The sequence below is a fragment of the Streptomyces sp. JJ66 genome, assembly GCF_019303495.1.
Classification (GTDB): domain Bacteria; phylum Actinomycetota; class Actinomycetes; order Streptomycetales; family Streptomycetaceae; genus Streptomyces.
In genome coordinates, this window is record NZ_JAEVFI010000003.1 from 143,498 (window position 1) to 144,450 (window position 953).

The following is a 953-nucleotide window of genomic DNA, read 5'->3' on the forward strand; positions in this document are numbered from 1 at the left end:
CCCGGGGGTGTTCTCCACGAAGTTAGTGATCAACCAGTTCAGGTTCTGCGCCGCCTGGCTCATCGGACTCAACTAACGCTCCTGCCGGTACGTGGGGCCGGGGCCCCGATTGGTGCTGTCCGAGGCTCCGCCGGCCTCACGGCCCTGCTGGATGCCCCGGCGGAGGTTGGTCAGCCGGCCGCGCACGGCGTCAGGCGCGCGCGAGACCTGCGGACCGGGCCGGGTGTCCTCCTGCTGCTCCGCGGTGCCCGCCACCAGGTTGGCACGCGGCACGCGGCGGGGCAGACCCGAGGTGGTGATGCCGCCGGCCGCGGGCTCGCGCACCTGCTCGGCGCGGCGCCAGCGCTCGTCGTTGGGCGACGCCGTCCATCCGCCACGAGCGGACGTCCGGTCCTGGCCGTGCACGCCCACCGAACGCTGCGGGACGGCGGCGCGGTCGGTGCCGCCATTGGTGCCGTTGGCGCCGTTCGGGCTGGCTCCGGGGCCGCCGTTCGCCGGGGCCGAGGGCGCCGGGGCGGACTGGTTGGGCTGGGCAGTACCGGAGGTGAACCAGTGGGACTCCATCTCCTCGAAGATGGGCGTCCGCGTGTGGGCCGAGGCCGAGGGGGCGACGGGCAGGTCGAGTTCGGTGGTGTCGTCCCGCCGGGGCTGGTGGTCCTGCTGCGGCGCCGGGACGGGCAGCGGGTGGCCGCCGGTGGACTCCGGGTCCTCGTGCCCACGGGGGGCGTCCAGGCCGTCGGTGCGCTGGCCGGGCAGGGCCGCGTCGTCCCGCGCCCAGCTGGGCCGCTGCTCGGCGGGCTCCGGCCGGGCGGAGCCGGGCTGTCCCGGGGGCGGGGTCTGGGACTCTGGCTGGCGCTCCGGCAGCGGCGGCGCCTGCTCCGGCCGCGCCTGCTGCGGGGCGGCCGGAGCGGGGCGCGGCGGGGTCGGCGGGGTGGGCGCACCCGCCCGGCCCG

Annotated in this window: 2 pseudogenes; both read right to left on the bottom strand. The window is 77.9% G+C overall.

Annotated features, from left to right (window positions below):
• Nucleotides 1–72 (bottom strand): annotated as a pseudogene (locus JJV70_RS22445) (roadblock/LC7 domain-containing protein); the annotation flags it as partial.
• Nucleotides 73–953, bottom strand: a pseudogene (locus JJV70_RS22450) (histidine kinase); the annotation flags it as partial.